At 68.9% G+C, this 21199-nt stretch carries 15 protein-coding genes; 8 read left to right on the forward strand and 7 right to left on the reverse strand.

Features of this window, described 5'->3' with window-relative positions; genetic code table 11:
• Window position 1: 1 nt before the first annotated feature.
• Window positions 2-2668: an alanine--tRNA ligase gene (gene alaS / locus ACFVMC_RS19625; RefSeq protein ID WP_379212087.1), complete on the reverse strand. Its 2667-nt coding sequence runs from the start codon at window positions 2666-2668 to the stop codon at window positions 2-4.
• 53 nt (window positions 2669-2721) lie between these two features.
• A complete protein-coding gene (locus ACFVMC_RS19630; protein WP_379212089.1) occupies window positions 2722-4071 on the reverse strand; it encodes a replication-associated recombination protein A in 1350 nt (449 codons plus the stop codon).
• Window positions 4072-4214: 143 nt separating this feature from the next.
• Between ACFVMC_RS19630 and ACFVMC_RS19635 the strand changes: the two genes are divergently transcribed.
• Complete coding sequence (locus tag ACFVMC_RS19635) at window positions 4215-5930, forward strand: alkaline phosphatase D family protein (RefSeq protein ID WP_379212091.1); 1716 nt, start codon at window positions 4215-4217, stop codon at window positions 5928-5930.
• A 356-nt stretch (window positions 5931-6286) separates the two neighbouring features.
• On the opposite strand, the gene ACFVMC_RS19640 is transcribed toward ACFVMC_RS19635, so the two are convergent.
• A complete protein-coding gene (locus ACFVMC_RS19640) occupies window positions 6287-7456 on the reverse strand; it encodes a phosphotransferase family protein (protein WP_379212093.1) in 1170 nt (389 codons plus the stop codon).
• 192 nt (window positions 7457-7648) lie between these two features.
• Here ACFVMC_RS19640 and ACFVMC_RS19645 point away from each other — a divergent pair, with 192 nt between their 5' ends.
• The gene (locus ACFVMC_RS19645; protein ID WP_379212094.1) at window positions 7649-9010 is read left to right on the forward strand and encodes a hypothetical protein; all 1362 of its coding nucleotides are present in this window, start codon (window positions 7649-7651) and stop codon (window positions 9008-9010) included.
• Between the two features lie 73 nt (window positions 9011-9083).
• Here ACFVMC_RS19645 and aspS read toward each other — a convergent pair whose 3' ends face one another.
• On the reverse strand, window positions 9084-10874 hold the full coding sequence (aspS, locus tag ACFVMC_RS19650; RefSeq protein ID WP_379212437.1) for an aspartate--tRNA ligase: 1791 nt from the start codon (window positions 10872-10874) through the stop codon (window positions 9084-9086).
• A 265-nt stretch (window positions 10875-11139) separates the two neighbouring features.
• Between aspS and ACFVMC_RS19655 the strand changes: the two genes are divergently transcribed.
• A complete protein-coding gene (locus ACFVMC_RS19655) occupies window positions 11140-12060 on the forward strand; it encodes a neutral zinc metallopeptidase (protein WP_379212096.1) in 921 nt (306 codons plus the stop codon).
• A gap of 94 nt (window positions 12061-12154) precedes the next feature.
• Window positions 12155-12676, forward strand: coding sequence for a hypothetical protein (locus ACFVMC_RS19660; RefSeq protein ID WP_379212098.1), 522 nt, complete (start codon window positions 12155-12157; stop codon window positions 12674-12676).
• Window positions 12677-12739: 63 nt separating this feature from the next.
• Here the strand turns inward: ACFVMC_RS19660 and ACFVMC_RS19665 are convergent, their stop codons facing one another.
• Together ACFVMC_RS19665 and ACFVMC_RS19670 are read right to left on the reverse strand one after the other, a co-directional pair.
• On the reverse strand, window positions 12740-14347 hold the full coding sequence (locus tag ACFVMC_RS19665) for a hypothetical protein (protein WP_379212100.1): 1608 nt from the start codon (window positions 14345-14347) through the stop codon (window positions 12740-12742).
• 10 nt (window positions 14348-14357) lie between these two features.
• Entirely contained in the window at window positions 14358-14681 is a 324-nt protein-coding gene (locus ACFVMC_RS19670) for a type VII secretion target (protein WP_379212101.1), read from the reverse strand.
• 178 nt (window positions 14682-14859) lie between these two features.
• On the opposite strand from ACFVMC_RS19670, the gene ACFVMC_RS19675 reads away from it, so the two are divergent.
• The 4 genes from ACFVMC_RS19675 to ACFVMC_RS19690 all read left to right on the forward strand — a co-directional run bounded on the left by ACFVMC_RS19675 (window position 14860) and on the right by ACFVMC_RS19690 (window position 19961).
• Window positions 14860-15864, forward strand: a complete 1005-nt coding sequence (locus ACFVMC_RS19675; protein WP_379212103.1) for an NAD-dependent epimerase/dehydratase family protein — start codon at window positions 14860-14862, stop codon at window positions 15862-15864.
• 31 nt (window positions 15865-15895) lie between these two features.
• Complete coding sequence (locus ACFVMC_RS19680; RefSeq protein WP_379212105.1) at window positions 15896-16912, forward strand: Rv2578c family radical SAM protein; 1017 nt, start codon at window positions 15896-15898, stop codon at window positions 16910-16912.
• 65 nt (window positions 16913-16977) lie between these two features.
• A complete protein-coding gene (locus ACFVMC_RS19685; protein ID WP_379212107.1) occupies window positions 16978-18882 on the forward strand; it encodes a 2-oxoacid:acceptor oxidoreductase subunit alpha in 1905 nt (634 codons plus the stop codon).
• Window positions 18879-19961: a 2-oxoacid:ferredoxin oxidoreductase subunit beta gene (locus ACFVMC_RS19690; protein WP_379212109.1), complete on the forward strand. Its 1083-nt coding sequence runs from the start codon at window positions 18879-18881 to the stop codon at window positions 19959-19961. Before ACFVMC_RS19685 ends, ACFVMC_RS19690 begins: the two co-directional genes overlap by 4 nt.
• A gap of 157 nt (window positions 19962-20118) precedes the next feature.
• Here ACFVMC_RS19690 and ACFVMC_RS19695 read toward each other — a convergent pair whose 3' ends face one another.
• Complete coding sequence (locus tag ACFVMC_RS19695; protein WP_379212110.1) at window positions 20119-21132, reverse strand: malate dehydrogenase; 1014 nt, start codon at window positions 21130-21132, stop codon at window positions 20119-20121.
• Between the last annotated feature and the right edge of the window lie 67 nt (window positions 21133-21199).

Below are 21199 nucleotides of genomic sequence, written 5' to 3' on the forward strand. Positions count from 1 at the left end.
CTCAGGAGGCCAGTTCGGCCACCCGCGCCCGGACCGCCGCTAGCCCGGCGGCGATACCCGAGGGATCCGCACCGGCGCCCTGCGCCATCTCCGGCTTGCCGCCACCACGGCCCGCGATGCTGGGACCGAACGCGCCGACCAGATCACCGGCCTTGAAGCCGAGCTCCTGGGCGGGCTTGTTGACGGTCACCACGAACGGAACCTTGCCGTCGGCATTGCCGAGCAGCACCACGACGGCGGGATCGGTGCCGAAGCGGCCACGGATATCGGTGGCCAGCGTGCGCAGATCACCCGCGCCGACGCCTTCGGGCGCGGCCACCGCCACCAGCAGCACGCCGCCGATCCGCTCGGCCTGATCGACGAAGGCCGACACCGAGGACAGCACGGCGGCCAGTTTGGTGCGCTCGAGTTCCTTCTCGGCCACCTTCAGCCGCTCCACCAGTTGCTCGACTCGCGCCGGCACCTCCTCGGAGGGCACCTTCAGGCTCGACGCGACACCGGCCAGCAGCGCACGCTCCTTGGCCAGGTACTTGTAGGAGTCCAGGCCGACAAAGGCCTCCACGCGGCGCTTGCCCGAGCCGATGGCCGATTCGCCGAGCAGCGTGATCGGGCCGATCTGCGAGGAATGCTGCACGTGCGTACCACCGCAGAGTTCCATCGAGAACGGGCCGCCGATCTCCACGACCCGCACCTCGGAACCGTAGTTCTCGCCGAAGAGCGCCATCGCGCCCATCTCCTTGGCCTTGGTCAGGTCGGTCACGAAGGTGTTCACCGGGAAGTCCGCGCCCACGGCGTCGTTGGAGACGGCCTCGATGTCGGCCTTCTGGCTCTCGGTGAGCTGACCGGTCCAGTTGAAGTCGAAGCGCAGGTAGCCGGGCTTGTTCATCGAGCCCGCCTGCACGGCGTTCGGTCCCAGGATCTGGCGCAGCGCCGCGTGCACCATGTGGGTGCCCGAGTGCCCCTGGGTGGCGCCGCGCCGCCAGGCCGGATCCGCCTGGGCGAGAACGATATCGCCCTCGGTGAGCTGCCCCTGCTCGACCGTGGTCTTGTGCACCCACAGCTTCTTGGCGATCTTCTGCACGTCGTTGACGGTCACCTTCAGACCGGTCGCGGTGATGGAGCCGCGATCGGCGATCTGCCCGCCCGATTCGGCGTAGAGGGGGCTCCGATCCAGGATCACCTCGACGTCCTGACCCGCCGTGGCGACCGGCACGCGCACGCCGTCGGCGATCAGCGCCAGCACGGTGGCCTCGGAGGTGAGCTCGTCGAAGCCGGTGAACTCGGTTTCGCCGCGGTCGACGAACTCCTTGTAGATCGACAGGTCGGCGTGCCCGTGCTTGCGGGCCTGCGCGTCGGCCTTGGCCATCGCGACCTGCTCGGCCATCAGCGAGCGGAACCCGGCCTCGTCGACCGAAAGACCGGCCTCGGAAGCCATTTCGAGGGTGAGCTCGATCGGGAAGCCGTAGGTGTCGTGCAGCTTGAACGCCGCCGAACCCGGAATCGTGGTGGCGCCCTTGGCTTCGACCTCGTCGACGGCGTCGGCGAACAGCTTGGAGCCGGTGTTGAGCGTCTTGAGGAACGCGGCCTCCTCGGCGACCGCGACATCGCGGATACGCGCGAAATCGGTGCCGAGCTCCGGGTAGGACGGCGACATGAGATCGCTGACGGTCTTCATGAATTCGCCGATCACCGGCTTGTCGGCGCCGAGCAGGCGAGCCGAGCGCACGATGCGGCGCAGCAGCCGGCGCAGCACGTAGCCACGGCCGTCGTTACCCGGGTTGATGCCGTCGGCGATCAGCATGGCGCCCGAACGCGCGTGGTCGGCGATGACGCGGAAACGGCGGTCGCCCTCGGCGTCGACACCGTAGGAGCTGCCGGTGAGTTCCTCGGCCTTGGCGATGATCGGGCGCAGCAGATCGGTCTCGTAGACGTTCTCCACGCCCTGCAACAGCATCGCCACACGTTCGACGCCCATACCGGTGTCGATGTTCTTCTTCGGCAGCGACCCGATCGGCGGGTGCCCCTTCTTGGGACTGAGATCGCCGCGAATGTCCTGCATGAAGACCAGGTTCCAGATCTCGAGGTACCGGTCCTCGTCGGCGACCGGGCCGCCTTCCTTACCGTAGGCCGGGCCGCGGTCGAAGTAGATCTCCGAGCAGGGGCCGCCGGGGCCGGGCACGCCCATGTCCCAGTAATTGTCCTCGCCGTCGCGGAACTGGATCCGCTGCTCCGGGATTCCGATCTTGGTCCGCCAGATCTCGGCGGCCTCGGGATCGGCGTTGTAGGCGGTGACCCACAGGCGTTCCGGATCGAAGCCGTAGCCGCCCTCCTCCTGCGACTTGGTCAGCAGCTCCCACGCGAAGGTGATGGCGCCTTCCTTGAAGTAGTCGCCGAAGGAGAAGTTGCCGGCCATCTGGAAGAAGGTGTTGTGCCGGGTGGTGACGCCGACCTCTTCGATATCACCGGTGCGCACGCACTTCTGCACGCTGGTGGCGCGGGTGTAGGGCGCTGCCTGTTGACCCAGGAAGAACGGCTTGAACTGAACCATGCCCGCGTTCACGAAGAGCAGGGTCGGGTCGTCCAGGCTCAGCGGGGCACTCGGTACCTCGGTGTGGCCGGCACGGACGAAATGTTCCAGGAATCGCCGTCGGATCTCGTGGGTCTGCACAGGTATCCAGCCTACCGGGACGGTGCATCCGATTTTTCCGGGCCCGGACCCGCCTACTTCGCGCGGACGATCCGGCGCAGCTTCTGCACGCGCGGACCGATCTCGCGCTCGGTGCCGTGGTCGGTCGGGGTGTAGTAATCACGGCCGACCAATTCGTCGGGCGGGTACTGCTGGGCGAGCACACCGTCGGGATCGTCGTGTGGGTATTTGTAGCCCTGGGCATTGCCGAGCGCGGCCGCGCCCGCGTAGTGGCCGTCACGCAGGTGAGCGGGTACCTGGCCCGCCTTGCCCGCCGCGATATCGGACATGGCCGCGCCGAGCGCGGCCGGGACCGCGCCGGATTTCGGCGCGGTGGCCAGATGGATGGTGGCGTGGGTGAGCGTGAGCTGGGCCTCGGGCATGCCGATCAACTGCACGACCTGCGCCGCCGCGACCGCCGCCTGCAGTGCGGTGGGATCGGCCATGCCGATGTCCTCGCTGGCCGAGATGACCAGGCGGCGGGCGATGAAGCGCGGATCCTCCCCGGCGCTCATCATGCGGGCCAGATAGTGCAGCGCCGCATCGACATCGGAGCCGCGGATGGACTTGATGAACGCGCTGACCACGTCGTAGTGCTGATCGCCGCCGCGGTCGTAGCGCACGGCGGCCTTGTCGACGCTTGCCTCGACCAGGTCGACATCGACCGTGCCGTCGAGCGAGGATTCGGCGGAGGCCTCGAGCGCGGTGAGCGAGCGCCGGGCATCGCCGCCCGCGATCCGGACGATGTGGTCCAGCGCCGCCTCGGTGACCGTGTACTCACCCGCGAAACCACGCGGGTCCTCGACAGCGCGCCGCAGAACCTGGCGGATATCGGCGTCGGTGAGCGAGTGCAGTTGCAGCACCAGCGAGCGCGACAGCAACGGTGAGACGACCGAGAAGGACGGGTTCTCGGTGGTCGCGCCGACGAGCAGCACGACCCGGTTCTCGACCGCCGCGAGCAGGGCGTCCTGCTGGGTTTTGGAGAAGCGGTGCACCTCGTCGATGAACAGCACGGTCTGCTCGCCGACGGTCAATCGGCGGCGGGCCAGATCGATGACCGCGCGAACCTCCTTGACCCCCGCCGACAGGGCCGACAGCGCCTCGAACCGGCGACCGGTGGCCTGCGAGATGAGCGAGGCCAGGGTGGTCTTGCCGGTGCCGGGCGGACCGTAGAGCAGCACCGAGGCCGCGCCCGAGCCCTCCACCAGCCGCCGCAGCGGCGAGCCGGGGCCGAGCAGGTGCTGCTGGCCCACCACCTCGTCCAGCGATGCGGGCCGCATCCGCACCGCGAGCGGTACCGACGACCCGGCCCCGCGGAATTCGACGCGGCCCGCGGCCTCGGACTCCGCCGCGGCCCCGGGCATGTCGAACAGCCCGTCGGTCATGCCCGTACCTCGCCGGTGACGGGCAGGCAGGAGTAGCGCACGGTCATGATTGCGACCGTACCGGGGACCTCCGACAAGTCCGGCCCCCAACCCGGCTGAGCCCCGCGTGAACATCACACCGGATCTGGACATCCGACCAGCACATGGGCGTTTCGACTTGCCACGCGCTCGCCGATCGACTGAGATCAATAGACGTGCCTGAAAACGCAGCTGTTTCAGATTCTTCGGCGCCCGGCGCGATCGGCCGCCGCACCCTGCTGAAGAGCAGTGCCGTCGCCGCCGCCGCGACCACCCTGCTCACCGGCACCGCTCGCGCGCAGGGACCGGTCTTCCGGCACGGCATCGCCTCCGGCGACCCGCTACCGAACGCCGTCGTGCTCTGGACCCGGGTCACCGTCGCAGACGACGCCGTCCCCGGCTCGGGCCGCGGCGAATCGGTCACGGTGCGCTGGGAGATCTCGCCCAGCGCCGATTTCGCGTCCCAGGTCGCCTCGGGCACCCACACCGCCGGCGCCGACTCCGACCACACGGTCAAGGTCGACGTGACCGGCCTGACCGCGGGCACCACCTACCACTACCGATTCAGCGCACTCGGCCAGACCTCACCGGTCGGCCGCACCCACACCGCGCCCGCCGACACCGACACACCCGACCGCCTGCGCTTCGGCGTGGTGTCCTGCTCCAACTGGGAGGCGGGCTACTTCGGCGCCTACCGCCACCTCGCCGCCCGCGGCGACCTGGACGCGATCATCCACCTCGGCGACTACATCTACGAGTACGGCCGCGGCGAATACGGCGGCCGGACCGGCGCCGTTCGCGACCACGACCCGGTCAACGAGATCGTCACCCTCGCCGACTACCGCACCCGGCACGGCCAGTACAAAACCGACGGCGACCTCGCGGGCCTGCACGCGCTGCTCCCCTTCATCTGCACCTGGGACGACCACGAATCCGCCGACAACTCCTGGTCCGGCGGCGCCAACCACCACGACCCCGCCGTCAACGGCCCGTGGTCGGCCCGCCGCGCCGCCTCCGCCCAGGCCTACCTCGAGTGGATGCCGGTGCGCGCCAAGGGTTCCGGCGACGACGTGCAGATCTACCGCCGCCTGCGCTTCGGCACACTGGCCGAACTGTCCATGCTCGATCTGCGCAGCTACCGCGACGAAGAGGTGACGCCCGGCGCGGGCTGGCGCAATGTCGACAGCCCCGCCCGCACCCTGACCGGCAAGGCGCAGATGGACTGGCTCACCGCCGGTCTCACCTCCGCCCCCACCCGCTGGAAACTCATCGGCACCTCGGTGATGATCGCCCCGCTGGTCTTCCCGCCCCTGGACCCGGCCACCGGCAAAGCCTTCACCGACGCCCTCGGCCTCCCGCAGTCCGGTGTCCCCGCCAACGCCGACCAGTGGGACGGCTACACCGCCGACCGCCGCACCCTTTTCACCGCCCTGCACGACCACCAGGTCTCCGACGTCGTGTTCCTCACCGGCGACATCCACTCCTCCTGGGCCTCCGATGTCCCCCTGGAGGCCGCCGCCTACCCGGCGGGCCCGACCGTCGGCGCCGAGTTCGTCGTCCCCTCGATCACCTCCGCCAGCATCGGCGAAATGCTCCAATCCCCACCCCGCACCGCCGCCCTCCCGATCGAGGAGAGCATCAAGGGCATCAACCACCACATGCGCTACGTAGAACTCGAATCCCACGGCTACGGCGTCCTCGAGGTAACCCCCGACCAATCCCAAATGGACTGGTTCTACGTCCAGGACGTGGAAGACCCGAACACCGGCCTCCGCCACGGCGCCTCATTCGCGGTCCGCTCCGGCGGCCGCCTCGAACCGCGCCCGACCCCGATCCTCTGAGGGGGTCGCCGGGCCGACGCCTCACTTCGTTCGGCTAACGGCCCGGCGACCGGAGTCTCAACCGGGCACCGGGGGCGCTTCGCTTCCCCGGTGCCGTCCAGCTTCGGGCTTGTCTCGCTGCGCTCGACAGTTCGCCCCGGTGTTTCGAAGAGCCCCCGGATGTTTCGAAGAGCAGGGCCGCTCGGCGCTTCGTGATCCAGGGGTGCCGCAGGTGAGGGTTTGTCCGATGGTCGGGTGCGGCACGCGTCCGGCGCTCTGAGGTAGTGCGTGCCGCAACGCGCGGACGGTGCAGCGAAGTGAGGCGTTGTGCCGGCGACTCCGCCCAGCGAAGCGGCGTTGCGCCGGCGACGTCATCCCTACTCGGACCAGCGTTCCTCGAGCATCGCAGCGACTTCGTCCGCGAAATCACCGATCGCGTCGTCCCCGGTGCACCGCGCGTCCTCGGCGAGCGCGACCCAGCGGTTGATCAGCGCCTCGGACCGCGGCACCGACAGTCCGTGCTCGCGTGCGGCGGCGATCCGCGCGTGATCGGCGGGCAGGAACCAGTACGTGCTCAGCCACACCCAGATGAGGCGGGCCTCGAGGATGCGCTCGGCGAGGACCGTGTCGTCGGCGAGCGCCGGCCACACGCCGACCACCTCGGCGCGCCACGCCTCCACCATCTGCCGTGCTCGTTCGCGGGACAGCTCGAAATCGCACAGGCAGCCCGGGAAGGACACCAGCGCGTAGGCGATGTCGAGGGTGGCGTCGCGGAAGCCGCCCCACTCGTAGTCCAGGAAACGGGCGCCCTCCTCGTTGAGGATGACATTGTCCGGGCACAGGTCCGACGGGCTGAACGCGCGGAAACGTCCGGCCGAGAAGAGCCGGTTGCCGCGCACGATGCGTTCGGCGATCTCGCCGGGCACCTCGATGCCGAGTTCGCGCCGCAGCAGGCCGGGCACCTCGGCGATCGCCGTCTCGGACTGCTGGGCAATGCCGTCGACCCGGTGCATCACATCGACGCGGCGCAGCAGCGCCACGAAATCGGCTTCGCGGCCCACGGTGGCGGCGTGCATGCGGCCCAGCGCCTGAGCGAAGGCCATCAGCGCGTTGCGGGTGGCCGGTTCGGCTCCGGACTTCAACTGCTGGGTGAGCAGCGCGTTCTCGCCGAGGTCGCTGAGGATGAGCAGGCGCTCGGGCAGGCTGTGCGCGATGAGGTAGGCGCCGGGGCGCTGGTCGCGGCTGAGCGCGGTGGTGAACTGGTAGGAGACGGCTTCACGCAGGAATGCCGAATCGATGCTGGCGACGCCGGGCGCCAGCCCGCCGGTGCGGCGTTCCTCGGCATTGCCGCGAACCTGTTTGACGATGAGGGTGCGCGGCAGTGAGAAGGCGTTCTCGGATACGCGCACGCGTAGGACTGTCGTCCTACCACTACCGCTGAGTTCCATCGGATCGCTCAGCTTCACCGGAGCACCCATTCGCTTTGTGAGCAATTGCTGTGCTGCGGACACGACTTCGGCGGCGCGTTCGGCCAATAGTGCGGTCATCGCCTCTCAAGCTACTCGCATCGGGTCACTTCTAGCGAGCGGTTGCACAACCTTTCCGCGTCGCTCGGCGTGTCTGTGGTGGGGTTGCCGGTGCTGCGCTGTCCGCTTGACATCAGGCGCGTTCGTCCGGTTTTCTCATCCTGAACTGCTGTGTGCCACACCGCAAACCCGTTGCGCCGGAAAGGTCGACGAATGTCCGACACACCGCAAGCCAGGCCGGGCGAACCCGAGCGAGGCGCGCCCGAGCATCAGGGTGGCGAGCCGGAAGCCGCGCAGCCCAACGCCGAACCCGGGCAAAGCGGACAAAGCAAGCCCGCCGCCGACTACCCGCCGTTCACCGAACCGGGCGAGTCGCAGGCCGGTCCGCAGAGTTCCCCGGCACAGCAAGGCTTTCCGTCACCCGGCGACCCGGCCGGCTCCCCGCGGCCGCCCGAGTACGCCTCGCCCGGCACCCCGCCACCAGCCGGATACGACACACCACCGGGTTCCGTCGCACCACCGGAGTCCGGCACCCCACAGCCCGGTTACGAAACTCCGCAGCTCGGGTACGGTCAGCAGCCCCCGCCCGGCTACAGCGCACCGCCGCCCGCACATGGCACCCCCTCGGAGTCCGGCACACCACAGCCCGGTTACGAAACTCCTCCACCCGGATACGGACAGCAGCCCCCTCCCGGTTACGGCGCACCGCCACCAGGTTCCGGCACACCACCACCCGGATTCGGAGCACCACCTCCCGGCTACGGCGCACCACCACCAGGTTCCGGCACACCACCACCCGGATTCGGAGCTCCGCCACCAGGTTCCGGCACACCACCACCGGGATTCGGAGCACCACCTCCTGGTTACGGCGCTCCTCCACCCGGCTACGGGCCGCAGCCTGCACCAGGCACGCCACCGGCACGCGGCTACCAGGCCGCCGCGCCGACCCCCACCGGTCTCGAAGCGGGCGCGGCTCTGGGCTACGGCCTGGAGAAGTTCCGCGCGAATCTCGCTACCTGGCTCGGCATTACCGCGGTCGGCTTCGGCATCTACCTGGCCCTCTGGCTGATCGTCGTGCTGATCGAGCCGAACTCGTTCCTGACGCTCATGGTGCTGTTCATGGCGGTGATGGCGGCGCTGTGGCTGCTCCAGGCCGCAATGGTGCGCGGCGCGCTCTACGAGATAGACGGCACCCCACCGGTTTTCGGCTCGTTCTTCCAGTTCGGCAATGCGGGCAATGTCCTGCTGACCGCGCTGCTCGCCTTCGTCGCGACCTTCCTCGGCCTGGCGCTGTTCGTGCTGCCCGGCATCATCATCGGTTTCCTGTGCCTGTTCGCACTGCATTTCGTGATCGATCAGGACCAGGACCCGTTCCAGGCGATCCGGTCCAGCGCGAAGCTCGTCGCCGCCAATGTGGGGTCCGTGCTGCTGCTCGTCGTCGCGATCAGCGTGCTGACCTTCTTCGGCGCGCTGCTGTGCGGATTCGGCCTGCTGGTCGTCGCGCCGATCTCCGTCATCGCGGTCACCTACGCCTATCGGGTACTCAGCGGGGGTCTGCTCACCCCGGCTCGCTGAGCGACCGAGCCCCACGACGAAAGAACTCCGCCCCGCGCTCGTTTCGAGCGCGGGGCGGAGTTCTGCGGCCGACCTATTGGGAGTCGCCCTTCGGCTTCTTCGTGTCCTCGGGCTTGAAGTCCAGGCCCGCTTCCTTGCGCTGCTGCGGTGTGATCGGCGCGGGTGCGTCGGTCAGCGGGTCGACACCGCCGCCGCTCTTCGGGAACGCGATCACGTCGCGGATCGAATCCACCCCGGCCAGCAGCGCGGTGATCCGGTCCCAGCCGAAGGCGATACCACCGTGCGGCGGCGCGCCGAAGGCGAACGCGTCGAGCAGGAAGCCGAACTTCTCCTGCGCCTCGTCGTGGCTGATGCCCATCACCTTGAACACGCGTTCCTGGACATCGCGACGGTGGATACGGATGGAACCGCCACCGATCTCGTTGCCGTTGCAGACGATGTCGTAGGCGTAGGCCAGCGCCGCACCCGGATCGGTGTCGAAGGTGTCGAGCGAGTCCGGTTTGGGCGAGGTGAACGCGTGGTGCACGGCGGTCCAGGCCGAATGGCCCAGCGCCACATCGCCGCTGGCGGTGGCGTCGGAGGTGGGCTCGAACATCGGCGCATCCACGATCCAGACGAAGGCCCACGCGTTCTCGTCGATCAGGCCGCACTTGCGGGCGATCTCGCCGCGAGCCGCACCCAGGATGGCACGGCCGGCCTTCTGCTCGCCGGCGGCGAAGAAGATGCAGTCGCCGGGCTCCGCGCCCACGAACTTGGCCAGCCCGTCGCGCTCGGCATCGGTGAGGTTCTTGGCGACCGGGCCGCCGAGCGTGCCGTCCTCCTGCACGAGCACATAGGCCAGACCACGCGAACCGCGCTGCTTGGCCCACTCCTGCCAGGCGTCGAGCTGCCGCCGCGGCTGCGACGCGCCACCTGGCATGACGACGGCGCCGACATACGGAGACTGGAACACCCGGAACGGCGTGTCCTTGAAGTACTCCTGCATCTCGGTGATCTCGACCTCGAAGCGCAGGTCCGGCTTGTCGGAACCGTAGCGGCGCATGGCCTCGGCGTAGGTCATGTGCGGGATCGGCGTGGTGATGTCGTGACCGACCAGCTTCCACAGCGCGGTGAGGATCTCCTCGGCCAGCAGGATGACATCCTCCTGGCGCACGAAGCTCATCTCGATGTCGAGCTGGGTGAACTCGGGCTGACGGTCCGCGCGGAAGTCCTCGTCGCGGTAGCAGCGCGCGATCTGGTAGTAGCGCTCGATACCGCCGACCATGAGCAGCTGCTTGAACAGCTGCGGGCTCTGCGGCAGCGCGTAGAAGCTGCCCGGTTGCAGGCGCGCGGGCACCAGGAAGTCGCGGGCGCCCTCGGGGGTCGAGCGGGTCATCGTCGGGGTCTCCACCTCGACGAATTCGTGCCGGGACAGCACCTCGCGGGCGGCGGCGTTGGCCTTGGAGCGCAACCGCATGGCGTGCGCGGGGCCCTCACGGCGCAGGTCCAGGTACCGGTACTTGAGGCGGGCTTCCTCGCCGGGCTGCTCGTCGAGCTGGAACGGCAGCGGCGCGCTCTCGTTGAGTACCTCGAGCTCGGTGACGTTGACCTCGATCTGACCGGTCGGAAGCTCCGGGTTCTCGTTGCCGTCCGGTCGCTGCTCGACCACGCCGGTGACCCGGACGCAGAATTCGGCGCGCAGCCGGTGCGCCTGCTCGGCCGCGGCCCCCTCGCGGAACACCGCCTGCGCGACGCCCGAGGCGTCACGCAGATCGATGAAGATCACGCCACCGTGGTCACGCCGCCGGGCCACCCATCCGGTGAGGGTGACGGTCTGACCGGTGTGCTCGCTTCGCAGCGAACCAGCCAAGTGGGTGCGCAGCACGGTATTCCTTTCGACGATTGCGGGCACCGGGCCTGCTCCCCGTCCCGGTGCGCTATCACCTTAGCGACAGGCCGGGCCCCAACCCTAATAAGGGCGGTGCCCGTGACCGGCGCGAACGCGGCCGCTCCGGCCCGCAGCCCCCGGGAGTGGTCACCGACGCGACACGTTCGCCGTCCGCCGCTCGTTGCCGAGCCCACCGTGTCAAGCTGTAGACGCTCTGACGAACTGCGCGTGACCGGCCACTCGATACTCAGGAGCGACACCCATGACCTTCAACGAGGGCGCACAGATCGATCCGGACGCGGTCAGGTCCGGGGGCGGTCCCGGCCGAGGTGGGCGGATGGCGCTCGGCGGCGGCGTCGGCGGTCTGATCCTGACGGTGGTCGTCCTGCTGCTCGGCGGCGATCCGGGATCGATGATGGGCGGATTCACCGGCGCACAGGATCCGAACAACGCGCCGACCGCGGGCACTCCCGATCACTGCAAAACCGGCGCGGACGCCAACAAGTTCCTGGACTGCCGGGTCGCGGGGACGGTGACGAGTCTGAACGCGGTGTGGGGCACCGAGCTTCCCAGGCAGTCGGGATCGAAGTACATCAAGCCGGACGTCGTATTGTTCTCCGGCGCCACCGCCACCGGCTGCGGCAATGCGACCAGCGCGGTCGGCCCCTTCTACTGTCCACTGGATCAGACCGCCTACTTCGATGTCAGCTTTTTCAACGAACTGACCACGCAGTTCGGCGCGAGCACCGGACCATTGGCACAGGAATATGTGGTGGCACACGAGATCGGCCATCACGTGCAGAATCTGCTCGGCGATCTGGGCCGGGCCCAGCGTGATCCCAACGGCCCGGAGTCCGGCGCCGTGCGCACCGAACTCCAGGCCGACTGCTATGCCGGGATCTGGGCGCATTTCGCCGACCGGCAGCCCGCTCCCGGCGGCGGCGAGCCGTTCCTGCAGCCACTCAGCGACCAGGACGTCAAGGACGCGCTCTCGGCGGCCGCCGCGGTCGGCGACGACCGGATCCAGCGCAAGACCTCCGGCCGGGTCAATCCGGAGGCGTGGACGCACGGGTCCTCCGACGAGCGGCAAGCCTGGTTCCTGGCCGGGTACAAGTCCGGCCGGCTGGACGGCTGCGACACGTTCCGCGCTACCGATCTGCGCAATCCGCCCGCCCTGCGGTGACCGGCTGCGCAGGGCCGAGCGCCGCGCTGTCACAATGATCGGCGCTGTCTCGAGCACGTCGCCGCACCACCCGGTTCCCACGAATAGGGGTTTCATGCGCAAGACGAAATCGGTTCTGCTGCTTCTGGTTCTGCTGTGCGCGGTCGGTTCCGGACCGGCCCTCGCCGAACCCGACGCCGACCCGTCCGCCGATCCGCCCACGCTGGCGGAGATCACGCTGACCACCATCCCGCACGGCTGGTCCGATCGCCACGACCTGCGCCCGGAGCTCGAGGTCTACCCGGACGGCCGGGCGATCAAGAAGCCCGATGCCACGGCCGCCGACCGGGCACCGGATGTGCCGCCGCGCCAGCAGGTGGGCTCGCTGCGCGCGGACGTGCTGCGCGCCGCGCAGGCCGAGATCCGCGCGCTGTCGGAGGTGGATTTCGGCGAACCGCAGGGCGCGGACGACAGTAAGCAGATCATCGACTTCCTGCCCGAGACCCGCGGTCAGGAGCTGCATCTGATCGTCTACGCGCCGGGCGTCACCGCGGGGCTCACCCCGGAGCAGCAGGACGGCCGGATCCGCTTCGCCGCGCTGTATCGCAGGCTGCTCGACGCGTTCGTCGAGGACTGAGCACCGACGAAAAACGGTGCCCCACTTCCCGACTGGGGAGGTGGGGCACCGTTGTTCGTGCGACTAGAACTGGTCCTGCTCGTAATCCATGCCGAGCATCTCATCGGAATGGGTGGCGCCGATGACATCCGGCGTCGATTCACCGAGCGGGCCGGTGAGATCGTCGTTGCCGGTGAGGCTCTGGTACGGCTGCACAGTGCGGTCGTGATCGTCGTCGTCGTCGTTGCCGTTGCGGTTGGCGGCGGCCGCGCCGGGACTGCCCATGAACGAGTTACCGGCGCTGGCCGGGCTGGTCGACGCGCCGAGACCGGTGCCGAGGCTGGCCGGGACGGTCGCGGCCCGCAGCGGCGAGACCGTGCCGGGCACACCGGATACCGACTTCGGGGTACCCGAGTTCGGCGTGCCGGTGCCGGTGCGCGGGGTGCCGGTCGAGGTGCGCGGCGTCCCTGTCCCCAGTGTGGTGCCGGGGGTACCGGTGGTGGTGGCGGCCGGGTTGGTCGAAGCGGGCGTGGTGGACGACGGGGACCCGGAGCTCACTGCCGACTGAGCCGAGGTGGCGGCTTCCTGCGCCTTCGTCGCCACGGATTCGGCGTTCTGCGCCACTGTCTGCGCGACCTCTTCGGCGGAGGGCAATCCGCTCTGGCCGACCAGATTCGAGAGCATCGCGTTCAGCTCGGTGGTCTTGCCGGACAGATCGCCGCGGGTGGCGTTGACCACCGACAGCGCGCTGCCCAGGTGCTGGGTGGCCGAGGCCACCAGCGCGGCTTGGCCGGGCGGAGTCCAGATGACGCTGGCCATACCCACCGCCTGGGAGGCGAAGGAGGTTGCGATCTCGGAGAGCTGGATATTGCCGGTCTGCACCACGGCCGCGGCCTTCTGGGTGAGATCGGAGATGTCGAAACCGCGCTGGCTGGTCTCGGTGCCCTGGGTATTGGCCTGCTGGGCGGCGGTGGTCGCCGAATCGGAGGCGTTGCCCTCCCAGAGACTCGAGACGCTGCTGATCGCGCTCTGTCCGACCTCCATCGCGGACTGGATGACCGAGGAGGCGGTGCTCATGATCTGGGTCGGGTCGAACGAGCCGAGCACGCCGGTACCGAAGCTGTTGAGCAGCTCCAGGATCGGGCTCAACAGCTGGTCGACGCCGGGCAGGCCGGCCACCGCCCCACCGTTGAGCAGCGAGTTCACCGCGGCGTTCGGATCACTGATGACCGCGGCCAGCCCCGAGGTATCGGCGACCGATTGGACCTGCTTGACCAGATCGCCCGAGGTGAGCGCGGTGGTGGCCGCCGTCTGGGCCTGCTGCGCCGCCTCGGTGATGGCGGTGTTCGCGCCGCTGAGCAGGCTCGACACATCGGTCGGCACCGCACTGATCAGGTTCTGCGCCTCGGCGATCGGCTCGCCGGACAGGCCCGGGAAGCCACCGAGGCCGACCGGCACGGCGGCGTTGTTCTGCTGTTCCTCGGCGACCTTGCGGGCGAGCAGCAGCGCGGGCGACTCGGGCTCGTCCACATCGGCGGGCCACTGCCCGAGCGGCACGTCGGGGATGCCCGCCTGAGCGGCCTGGGTGGCCGCCGGCGCGGGCGCGGTGGTCGCGGCGCGCGCCATGGACTCCGTGGCCGGAATGTCCTGTGGCGCGATCACGCCGGTATTGCCGGAATCGATCGGCTTCATGTCCCCCGCCTCAGAAGATCTTGTTGTTCTGCACTGCCAGGTGCACCGCGTTGACGTGATCCTGGGACAGGTACTCCTGGGCCGCGGTCTGCGCGCTGGTGGCCAGGTCGGTGTACTTGCCCGCGAGCTCGTTCATGTCCTTGGACTGCAGGATCTGGGCCGCGGCGAAGCTCATCAGGAAGTCGGCCCCGATCACACCGAAGACCGGTGTCATGGCGGCGATGCTGGCCGCGGAATCGACATTCGCCACCCCGAATATCTGACTCGCGATGCTCGCGTTCTGCGCGCCGAACAGCCTTACCGCGTCAGTGTCCGCCGAGAGATTATTCGTCAAGTTGGCACCCCCCAAGTTGTTGTGAACATCCGTGTTTCGCCACCTAGCGTTCTAACCTGCCGCTACGGTTGGCGCTCAATATAGCTGAGAAGGGCGACAGTTTTCGAGCCGATACAGGTGTCCGGATGCCCAACTGGAACGTGTTGCAAATTAGAACAAGTTCTATATTCTCGTTCGCATGAAGGTCGCAGTGACCGGCGCAGCCGGCTATCTGGGCAGTAACCTGCTCCCCCTGCTCACCGCGGCGGGCCACGAGGTTACCGCCATCGATCGGGTCGTCCCCGAACAGCCTACCGACCCCCGGGTCACCTGGGTCTCCGGCGACGTCCTCGATCCCGCATCGATGCGGAAGGTCCTGGCGGGCAACGAGCTGGTGTATCACCTGGTCGCGGTGATCACCCTCTCGGAGAAGAACGATCTGGCCTGGAAGGTGAACACCGAGGGCGCGCGGGTGGTCGCCGAGGCCGCGCTCGAGGTCGGCGTGCGGCGCATGGTGCACACCAGCTCCATCCACGCGTTCAACCAGTACACCTGCGGCGGCCGGATCGACGAGTCCACGGTCCGCTCCACCGACCCCGCGCTGCCGGTCTACGACCGCTCCAAGTGGCAGGGCGAGATCGAGCTGCGCAAGGTCATCGACAAGGGCCTGGACGCGGTCATCTGCAACCCGACGGGCGTCTTCGGACCGGCCGATCACTGCACGCCGCTCTCGCGGGTCAACAAGTTCCTTTCCGACGCCTCCAAGGGCAAGCTGCCCGCGATGATCAGCGGTGGCTTCGACATGGTCGACGTGCGCGACGTCGCGATCGGCCTGACGCTGGCCGCGGCGAAGGGCCGCACCGGCGAGAACTATCTGCTCGGCGGCGCCATGGCCACCAATATGGACCTGTGCCGGATGTCGGCGAACTGCAACGGCAAGAAGGGCCCGCGGTTCACCGTTCCGGCCAAGCTGGTCGCGGGCGTCATGCCGGTACTGGAACCGATCGGCAAGCTGATCGGCAGCGAGGTGCTCTCCAAGGCCGCGCTCGGCGCGATCGTCTCGGCCCCCCTCGTCGATCACGGCAAGGCCACCGCCGAACTCGGCTACCAGCCGCGCTCGACCGAGGAGACCGTGCGCGACCTGGTCGCCTTCTTCAACGACCCGGCCGGTTTCGCCGCGGAGGACATCCGCCGCATCGCTTGACACCACATAGAACACATGTTCGACTGACAGGGTGCGGTGGCAGAACCAGACCCTGGACGCCGACGACGGCGCACTGCCCGGTCTCGACCGGGCCGGGTTCGTGCGCACTGTGCAGACCCCGGAGTTCGACGGCGTCACCTTCCACGAAGTGCTCTGCAAGAGCGCCTTGAACAAGACGCCGGAAGCGTCGAATCTGCCGTTCAACTGGACGATCAACCCGATGCGCGGCTGCTCGCACGCGTGCCGGTACTGCTTCGCCCGCCCCACCCACGAGTATCTGGATCTGGACGCCGGCCGGGATTTCGACGCGCAGATCGTGGTGAAGACGAATATCGCCGCGGTGCTGCGCAGGGAACTCGGCCGGCGTTCCTGGCACCGGGAGCCGGTGGCGCTGGGCACGAACACCGACCCGTATCAGCGCGCGGAGGGCCGATACCGGTTGATGCCGGGCATCATTCGCGCGCTCACCCAGTCCGGCACCCCGTTCTCCATTCTCACCAAGGGCACGCTGCTGCGCCGCGACCTGCCGCTGCTCACCCAGGCGGCGCACGAGGTGCCGGTCCAGGTCGCCGTGTCGATCGCGATCCTGGATCCGGAGCTGCATCGCGGTCTGGAATCCGGCACGCCCTCGCCGCGCGCCCGGCTGGAACTCGTCGCCGCACTCACCGATGCCGGATTCGACGTGAATGTGATGGTGGCGCCGGTGATTCCGTATCTCACCGACGGCCGGGCGCATCTCGACGAGCTGTTCGGCGCGATCGCCGCCGCGGGCGCCACCTCGGCCGTGGCCTTTCCGATGCATCTGCGCGGCGCCACCCGCGGCTGGTTCCTGGAGTGGCTGGCACGTGAGCATCCGGCGCTGCTGCGCCGCTACCGCCAGCTCTACGGCCGCGGCGCGTACGTCTCCCCCGAATACGCGGCGTGGCTGCGCGAACGCTTGGACCCGCTTTTGCGAAAACACGGTCTGACAAGGGAATCCAGACTACCGTCTGCACCCGACACCAAGCCGGAGCACACCGCCGATCCGCAACTGGCGCTGTTCGCCTGAGCGGATTCGCGCGTTCGGAGTACTTTGGCCAATGGCACCCGTCTACGACCAGGAAGTGACGGTTGATGGCACAGACCCGTTTGGAGAAAGTTGTCATCCGATTCGCCGGCGACTCCGGCGACGGCATGCAGCTCACCGGTGACCGATTCACCCACGAGGCAGCCGCTTTCGGCAACGACCTGGCCACCCAGCCCAATTTTCCGGCCGAGATCCGCGCGCCCCAGGGCACGCTGCCCGGCGTCTCGTCGTTCCAAATACAGATCGCCGACTACGACATTCTGACCGCGGGCGATCAGCCCGATGTGCTGGTGGCGATGAATCCGGCTGCGCTGCGGGCGAATCTGGCGGAGCTGCCCCGCGGCGCGACGATCATCGTCAACACCGACGAGTTCACCAAGCGCAATCTCACCAAGGTCGGCTACGCCGCCGATCCGCTCACCGACGGCACCCTCACCGATTTCGTCCTGCACACCGTGTCGATGACCGCGCTCACCCTGGCCGCCACCGAACCCGCCGGGGTCGGCAAGAAGGACGGCCAGCGCGCGAAGAACATGTTCGCGCTCGGGCTGCTGTCGTGGATGTACGGTCGTCCGATCGGCGGCACCGAGCGGTTCCTGCGCGAGAAGTTCGCGGCCACACCGGAGATCGCCGAGGCGAACGTGCTGGCGTTCCGGGCGGGCTGGAACTACGGCGAGACCACCGAGGCGTTCGCCACCACCTATCGGGTCGCGCCCGCGGCCCTGCCGCCGGGTACCTACCGGCAGATCACCGGAAACACCGCGCTGGCCTACGGTTTGGTGACGGCGGGGCAACTCTCGGGGCTGGAGGTGTTCCTCGGCACGTACCCGATCACCCCCGCCTCCGACATCCTGCACGAGCTGAGCAAGCACAAGAATTTCGGCGTCACGACCTTCCAGGCCGAGGACGAGATCGCGGGAATCGGCGCGGCACTGGGCGCTTCGCTCGGCGGCGCGCTCGGCGTCACCTCCACCTCGGGACCGGGGCTGGCACTGAAGAGCGAGACCATCGGCCTGGCGGTGATGACGGAGCTGCCGCTGGTGGTCGTCGACGTCCAGCGCGGCGGCCCGTCCACCGGCCTGCCGACCAAGACCGAACAGGCCGATCTGCTCCAGGCACTCTACGGCCGCAACGGCGAATCGCCGGTGGCGGTGCTCGCACCGCGTTCGCCCGCCGACTGTTTCGCCACCGCCGTGGAGGCGGCGCGCATCGCGCTCACCTATCGCACGCCGGTCCTGCTGCTGTCCGACGGCGCGATCGCCAATGGTTCGGAGCCGTGGTCGATTCCGGAGGTCGCGTCGCTGCCGCCGATCGATCCCGGCTTCGCGCCTGAGGGTACCGAGGATTTCCAGCCCTACGCGCGTGACCCGGAAACCCTGGCCCGGCCGCTGGCGGTGCCCGGCACCGCCGGACTCACGCATCGGATCGGCGGCCTGGAGAAGGCCGACGGCAGCGGCGACATCTCCTACGAACCGGCCAATCACGAACTCATGGTGCGGCTGCGGCAGGCCAAGATCGACGGGATCGCGGTACCCGACCTCGAAGTCGACGATCCAGGCGGCGACGCCGACCTGCTACTGCTCGGCTGGGGCAGCTCCTACGGCCCGATCGGTGAGGCCTGTCGCCGGGCGCGACGGCGCGGCGTCGCGGTTGCGCAAGCGCATCTGCGCCATCTGAATCCCTTGCCGCCCAACCTCGATACGGTGCTGCGGCGCTACCGCACGGTGGTCGCGCCGGAAATGAACGGCGGCCAGCTTGCCCGGCTGCTGCGCGCGAAATACCTGGTGGACGTGCGGCCGTGGACGAAGGTCGCGGGCACCGCGTTCTCCGCACAGGAACTGGTCGGCGTCATCGACGCCGCCCTGGACGGCTCGATCGACGAACTCGAACAGGACAAGGCGTTCGGCGCCAGGGCGCGCGCCACCTACTTCGTGACCGGGGGCAACCGATGACCATTACCGAAACCTCGCTCGTCGGAACCGATCTGGGCCTCACCGGACAGTCCGGGGTACCCGCCGCCGCGGGCCCGCAGAAGGTCAAGGACTTCACCTCCGATCAGGAGGTGCGCTGGTGCCCGGGCTGCGGCGATTACGTCATCCTGGCGACGATGCGCTCGTTCCTGGCCGATCTCGGTCTGCGCCGGGAGAACCTGATGTTCGTCTCCGGGATCGGCTGCTCGAGCCGGTTCCCGTACTACCTCGACGCCTACGGCATTCACTCCATTCACGGCCGCGCGCCCGCGATCGCCACCGGCCTCGCGGTGACCCGGCCCGATCTGTCGGTCTGGGTGGTGACCGGTGACGGCGACGCGCTCTCGATCGGCGGCAATCACCTGATCCACGCGCTGCGCCGCAATGTGAACATGACGATCCTGCTGTTCAACAATCGGATCTACGGCCTCACCAAGGGCCAGTACTCGCCCACCTCGGAGCCGGGGAAGATCACCAAGTCCACGCCGATGGGGTCGGTGGATCACCCGTTCAACACGCTGTCGGTCGCGCTCGGCGCCGAAGCCACGTTCGCCGCACGGGCACTGGATTCCGATCGCGCCGGCCTGACCGAGGTGCTGCGCGCGGCCGCCGAACATCGCGGCACCTCGTTCGTGGAGATCCTCCAGGACTGCCCCATCTTCAACGACGGGTCCTTCGATGTGCTGCGCAAGGGCGAGGCCGAATCGCGGCTGATCCCGCTGCGGCACGGTCGGCCCGTCCGGTTCGGTGCGGACGGCGAATTCGCGGTGGTCCGATCCGGATTCGGCCTCGCGGTGGTCCCAGCCGCGCAGATCGAGGAGTCCGAGATCATCGTGCACGACGCCTATACCGACAATCCGGAGTACGCCTACGCCCTGTCCCGGCTCTCCGATCAGGATCTGGGTCACGTCGTCACCGGAGTCTTCCGCGCGGTCGCCCGCCCGACCTACGACGACGGCGTCCGCGCCCAGGCCGCCACGGCCCGCGAACGCAAACCCGTCGGCCCTGGCTCGCTGCAATCCCTGCTCACCGGCCCCGAAACCTGGACCGTCGGCGAGTAACAGGCGGGCCGTCCGGAAGTGCCCGTCGGCGACCAGCTCGGCGTCCGGGCCGATGGCGGGCGGCTGGGAACGGCCGATCGCCTGCCCGGCACGAGCCTCCGACCGGCGGCGCGAATCCCCATGGCCCCGGCGCGCTATCGGCCGGGACCGGTCGTGCTCAGTCCCGCTTGGCGAAGCCCAGATCGATCACCGCGTCGCGCTCCGCCGCGAGTTCGGCGACGCTGAGATCGATTCGGGCGCGGGAGAACTCGTCGATCTCGAGGCCCTCGACGATGCGGTGGCCGCCGTCGGCGCACACCACCGGGAACGAGCTGATCAGCCCTTCGGGAACGCCGTAGGAGCCATCCGAGGGCACCGCCATCGAAGTCCAGTCCCCGGCCGGGGTGCCGAGCATCCAGTCGTGGAGGTGGTCGAGCGCCGCGCTGGCCGCGCTCGCCGCCGAGGACGCGCCGCGCGCCTGGATGATGGCGGTGCCGCGCTGCTGCACGGTCGGGATGAATTCGGTGCGCACCCAGTCCTCGTCGGCGACGACGTCCAGCGCGCGACGCCCGCCGATGGTGGCGTGGGTGAGGTCGGGGTACTGGGTGGCGGAGTGATTGCCCCAGATCGCGATGCGCTCGATCGCCGCGGCGGGCGCACCCGAGCGTCTGGCCAGCTGAGCGATGGCGCGATTGTGGTCCAGCCGGGTCAGCGCGGTGAATCGCGCGGCGGGCACGTCGGGCGCGTTGCTCATCGCGATGAAGGCGTTGGTATTGGCCGGGTTGCCGACCACGAGCACCTTGATGTCCGCGGCGGCGCTGGCGTTGATGGCCTGCCCCTGCTCGGTGAAGATCGGCCCGTTGGCGGCCAGCAGATCCGAACGCTCCATGCCCGCGGTGCGCGGTCGCGCGCCGACCAGGACCGCGACATTCGCGCCGTCGAACCCGACCCACGGATCATCGCTGATGTCGATGGATTCCAGGAGCGGGAAGGCGCCGTCGTCGAGTTCCATCGCCACGCCCTCGAGGGAGCCGACCGCCGCGGGAATCTCCAGCAACCGCAAGCGGATCGGGGTGTCCGCGCCGAGCATCTCGCCGGAGGCGATGCGGAACAGCAGCCCGTAGGCGATCTGTCCGGCGCCACCGGTGACGGCGACGGTGACGGGATTCTTCCGGGCGGCAACGCTGCTCACGACGAACTCCTTGCGATAGCAGGACACTCGTCGGTCAGCCTATCGATTCTCACCGCCCTCGAGCCGC

Source organism: Nocardia sp. NPDC127579 (assembly GCF_042672005.1).
Taxonomy (GTDB): Bacteria; Actinomycetota; Actinomycetes; order Mycobacteriales; family Mycobacteriaceae; genus Nocardia.